This window comes from Nostoc sp. NOS(2021), assembly GCF_017115025.1.
Taxonomy (GTDB): Bacteria; Cyanobacteriota; Cyanobacteriia; order Cyanobacteriales; family Nostocaceae; genus Nostoc.
Genome location: NZ_JABXKM010000241.1, coordinates 1 through 4943, shown reverse-complemented (window position 1 = coordinate 4943; position 4943 = coordinate 1). Strand labels below are relative to the sequence as shown.

The 4943-nt window shown below is 46.1% G+C and carries 4 protein-coding genes; 3 read left to right on the top strand and 1 reads right to left on the bottom strand.

The annotated features are described in order from the left end of the window. Positions 1–65 precede the first annotated feature (65 nt). The gene (locus tag HWQ41_RS25370; RefSeq protein WP_292769202.1) at positions 66–2693 is read left to right on the top strand and encodes a U32 family peptidase; all 2628 of its coding nucleotides are present in this window, start codon (positions 66–68) and stop codon (positions 2691–2693) included. Here HWQ41_RS25370 and HWQ41_RS25365 read toward each other — a convergent pair. Continuing rightward, on the bottom strand, positions 2688–3329 hold the full coding sequence (locus HWQ41_RS25365; protein ID WP_292769205.1) for a Uma2 family endonuclease: 642 nt from the start codon (positions 3327–3329) through the stop codon (positions 2688–2690). The genes HWQ41_RS25370 and HWQ41_RS25365 overlap by 6 nt on opposite strands. A gap of 109 nt (positions 3330–3438) precedes the next feature. Between HWQ41_RS25365 and HWQ41_RS25360 the strand changes: the two genes are divergently transcribed. Beyond that, a complete protein-coding gene (locus HWQ41_RS25360) occupies positions 3439–3627 on the top strand; it encodes a hypothetical protein (RefSeq protein WP_292769199.1) in 189 nt (62 codons plus the stop codon). A gap of 109 nt (positions 3628–3736) precedes the next feature. Next, entirely contained in the window at positions 3737–4783 is a 1047-nt protein-coding gene (locus HWQ41_RS25355; protein WP_292769197.1) for a Fic family protein, read from the top strand. The last annotated feature ends 160 nt before the right edge of the window (positions 4784–4943 follow it).

Here is a 4943-nt window from a genome sequence, read left to right as displayed (position 1 = left end):
CCCCTCCCCACCCTCCCCCACAAACTTAGATAAAATCACTATGATGCTACTTAACCCGAAGACTGATGAAAAGCGATCGCCCTTCTTCCCAACTCACCCTTCAACGTCCTGAACTACTCGCGCCAGCAGGTAACTGGGACTGTGCCAAAGCTGCTGTGGAAAATGGGGCAGATGCGATTTACTTCGGTTTGGATCGGTTCAACGCCAGAATGCGGGCACAAAATTTTACTGAGGCAGACTTACCCCAATTGATGACATTTCTGCACCATCGCGGCGTAAAGGGTTATGTCACTGTCAACACACTAATATTTCCCAAAGAACTAGCAGAAGCACAGCAATATCTCCGCACAATTATTGCAGCAGGTGTGGATGCGGTGATTGTTCAGGATGTCGGAATTTGTCGTCTCATCCGTCACCTGTCCCCTAATTTTCCTATCCATGCTTCCACGCAAATGACGATCACCAGTGCGGCTGGGGTGGAATTTGCCAAGTCCCTCGGCTGTCAATTGGTGGTGCTGGCGCGTGAATGTTCTCTCAAGGAAATCAATAAAATACAGCAGCAGATTGCCCTACAGGAAGCTTCGCTGCCCTTAGAAGTCTTTGTTCACGGTGCTTTGTGCGTGGCGTATTCTGGTCAGTGTTTGACTAGCGAGGCTTTAGGCGGACGTTCTGCCAACCGAGGTGAATGTGCCCAAGCTTGCCGGATGCCCTACGAGTTAATCGTTGATGGGGAAATTGTGAATTTAAAAGAACGCAAATATTTACTTAGTCCTCAAGACCTAGCAGGGTTAGATGTTCTGCCAGATTTAGTGAAATCAGGAGTAACTTCTCTCAAGATTGAAGGTCGTCTGAAAGCTCCAGAATATGTTGCCAATGTCACCCGTGTTTATCGGCAAGCCCTGAATGGGGTGATGGACGAATTGGAAAGACCTAACCCCCTAACCCCCTTCCCTACAAGGGAAGGGGGAATAAAGGCTCCCCTCTCCGTTTCGGAGAGGGGCTGGGGGAGAGGTCAATCAGACCAGGAACACTACAACTTAGAGATGGCATTTTCTCGCGGACTTTACACGGGCTGGTTTGGCGGGATTAATAATCAGGAACTAGTTCATGCCCGCTTTGGTAAAAAACGTGGGGTTTATTTAGGTGAAGTCACCCGCATTCACAACGAACAGGTAACAGTCAAATTGAAAGCGCCTGTAAAACCAGGGGATGGAATTGTGTTTGACTGCGGTCATCCAGAGGCGAAGGAAGAAGGCGGCCGGGTTTATGCTGTGGTGTCCAAAGGTAAAGAAACCATGCTAACCTTTGGTCGAAATGACTTGAACCTGCGCCGAGTGCATATAGGCGATCGCATTTGGAAAACCAGCGATCCAGAATTAGATAAGCAACTGCGTCAGAGTTTTGCCGGCGAGAACCCACAATTTCAGCGTCCCATTAATATAGAAATTTATGGAGAAGTTGGTCAGCCATTGATGGCGATCGCTCGTGATCAATTCGGTAATATTGTACAAACTGAGTCCGCAATTTCACTAGTAGAAGCGCACACCAAACCTCTAGTTACAGACCGTTTACAAGAACAATTCGGTCGTTTAGGTAATACCCCCTTCTGTTTGGGAACGCTAACCAACCACCTCATCGGTGCGATTATGCTACCCGTAAGTGAGTTGAACCGGATGCGGCGGGAAATCGTGGTGCAGTTAGAAGAATTGCGAAGTCAACCCAAACGCTGGCAATTACGTTCTGATGTCTCTTTTCAAGATTTACTCCCTTCCTCATCTGCCTCATCTCCCTCATCCCCCTCACTCATCGTCTTAATAAGAAACCTCAAGCAACTCCAAGCCGCCCTCAAAGCTGATATTGAAACACTCTATTGTGAATTTGAAGATCCCCGCACCTACCGAGACGCGGTGCAAATGGTACGCCAACAACAGCAAAAAAACAAAGCAGAAAATTCTTCAGTTTTAACTCTTAACTCTCCACTCCCCACAATTTGGGTTGCACCACCCCGAATTGCTAAACCGGGGGAAAATTGGATTTTGCAGCAAGTACGTGCCTCAGAAGCAGATGGCTATCTGATACGGAACTATGACCAATTGCAATTCTTTGCAGCAGACCGTTGTATCGGAGATTTTTCGCTCAATGTTGCTAATCCCTTAACAGCAGACTACTTTCAGCAACGCTTTGGTTTAGAAAGGCTGACGGCATCGTATGACCTGAATATTACCCAACTACAAGACCTGCTCACCAGTTGTCCACCCCAGTGGTTTGAGGTGACAATCCATCAGCATATACCGATGTTTCACATGGAGCATTGTGTTTTTTGTGCCTTTCTTTCGACGGGTACAGATTACACCAACTGTGGACGACCTTGTGAAAACCAGGAAGTGAAATTAAAAGACCGTGTAGGTACTGAACACGTCCTCAAAGCAGATGTAGGTTGCCGCAATACTGTATTTAACGGCACTGCTCAAACGGGAGCCGAGTACGTACAACGTCTGATAGAACAGGGATTACGTCACTTCCGCATCGAGTTTGTGAATGAAACACCAGATCAAGTGAGTAAAACAATACATTGCTATCGTCAATTATTGCAAGGTGAGATTACAGGTTCCCAACTCTGGCGAGAGTTGAAGTTGCAAAATCAGTTGGGTGTGACTCGTGGCCCTATGGGAGTGTCAGCACTGCGGTCATAATTGATTTTCTGAACGCCCAGCTTGAAAAATCTGTTCAGCAGTCAAGTTTAATTCTGGGAATGTAGGCGATATGATGCGTAGTTTACCGCCGCAGGCATCGCTACCTCGAAACAGGTTAACTTGATACTCACCATCCACTAAATAGTAAACGGAAATTGTCGGTTGTTTGGGATTACCTATGTACCTTCTACCGCCCAAACCTAAATAGTCAACAATCCAGTATTCAGGAACGCCAAAAGTTTCATAGTCAACCAGCTTGGATGCATAATCATCCCTCCAATTAGTGGTGACGACTTCAATAACCAGGGGAACGGACGCAGCTTGAGTAACTGTTGAAGACTTTTTCCACATCGGTTCTGCTGAAAGATTCTTTTGATTTATCACTATCACATCAGGGGAATAACCTGATTCTTTGTCAGGAACCTTGACCAGCGCTTGCTTGGGTATAAGGTAGGGGAGTTTTAATCGTTTGAACTCTAAAGTTATTTCGCCAGCTAAAAAACCATTAATCTCTTCATGATCTCCTACTGGCTGCATTTCAACAATTACCCCATCGTGTAGTTCATAGCCTCCGCCATCTGGCTTCCAATTGAGGAATTCTTCAAAAGCGATCGTTTTTGGTAAGGCTTGAAACATTACACTTACTCCTGATGATGATTCAGAGTTTAGCAAATTACTTGGTATCACATCACTGAGGAGAATCGCTATAATAACCAGATAGACGCGATTGTAGTCAATGAATGTCATGGAAATCAAAAATATCAAGGAAGAAGCACGACGGCTAATTGACAAATTGCCAGAAAATTTGACATGGGATGATTTAATGTATGAAATCTATGTAATACAAGCAATAGAAGCGGGATTAAGTGATAGTGAAGCGGGAAGAGTTGTTTCTGTTGAAGAAGTACGTGCAAAATTTGGATTGCAACCGTGAAAGTTTTTTGGACAGAAACAGCCGTTAATCATTTCTTCTCTATTTATACCTAGCACTCACACAACGAGGCAATGAGAATATGGTGAGGTTAAGTTGATAGGAACTATCGATGCAGTCGCTTGAACCAGGCTTTATCGAACGCCAGCCAATTACTCAAAATCTACTGCGTACCGTCCGGCTTATTGGTGAGTACAAAGGCAAGCAGGAGTTATTTAAAGAACAGTCGCCCCAAGTTTTGGAGACACTACGTCAAGCGGCGATTATTCAAAGCACCGAGTCTTCCAACCGTATAGAAGGCATCACAGCGCCCCTGGAACGCATCAAGGAACTGGTAGCCGAAAAAACTACGCCCCGCGATCGCTCCGAACAAGAAATTGCTGGCTATCGAGATGTACTTACCACCATCCACACCAGCTATGCTCACATCCCTTTCACCCCTGGAGTGGTGTTACAGCTGCATCGTGACCTTTACCAGTTTACTGTTGGTGAGGGTGGGCGCTGGAAGTCGGTAGATAATGAAATCAGCGAAACTTACCCAGATGGCAGGAAAGTTGTGAGATTTCGGCCACTCCCAGCTTATGCGACACCAGATGCAATGCAACGGTTGCACGAACAGTTCAACCGCCTCTTTGAGTCCGAGGAAATCGAGCCATTACTGCTCATCCCCACTTACATCCTGGATTTTCTGTGCATCCATCCTTTTAGTGATGGCAATGGACGGATGGCTCGGCTGCTAACACTACTGTTACTGTACAAAGCTGATTACGAAGTGGGTCGGTTTATTAGCTTGGAACGGATTGTAGAACGCACAAAAGAAAGCTACTACGATACACTTTATCAATCGTCGCAAAACTGGCATCAAGGACAGCATAGCTTGTTGGCGTGGTGGGAGTATTTTCTGGGTGTAGTAGTGCTGTCGGCGTACCGAGAGTTCGAGCAGCGAGTTGGGTTAGTCAGTTCGGTCAAGGGTGCTAAAACAGCTATGTTGCTAGATGCTATTGGCAATATTGCTTACGATTTTTCTATCAAGGATTTACAGGAACGATGTCCCACGGTGGGAATTGACCTAATTCGCCGCATCCTACGTCAGGAGCGTACCTCCGGGCGGCTGGAATGTTTGGGGCGAGGCCCAGATGCGCGTTGGCGCAAGAAATAGGTACTTTACCTATTAAATAGGTACTGTCAACCCGTTTAGTACCTATTTGTTGGAAAATTCAGTTTGGAGTTGAATCACTTGACCTCAGATCCCCGACTTCTTAAAGATGCTGCTGGCGAATTAGGGGTCTAACCCATACTAGGTTAGACCCCCGATAAGT

Bases quoted from the DNA above. Each gene is read 5' to 3' on its own strand.
- HWQ41_RS25370 (WP_292769202.1), top strand. From the start codon at position 66: ATGAAAAGCGATCGCCCTTCTTCCCAACTCACCCTTCAACGTCCTGAA.
- HWQ41_RS25365 (WP_292769205.1), bottom strand. From the start codon at position 3,329: ATGTTTCAAGCCTTACCAAAAACGATCGCTTTTGAAGAATTCCTCAAT.
- HWQ41_RS25360 (WP_292769199.1), top strand. From the start codon at position 3,439: ATGGAAATCAAAAATATCAAGGAAGAAGCACGACGGCTAATTGACAAA.
- HWQ41_RS25355 (WP_292769197.1), top strand. From the start codon at position 3,737: ATGCAGTCGCTTGAACCAGGCTTTATCGAACGCCAGCCAATTACTCAA.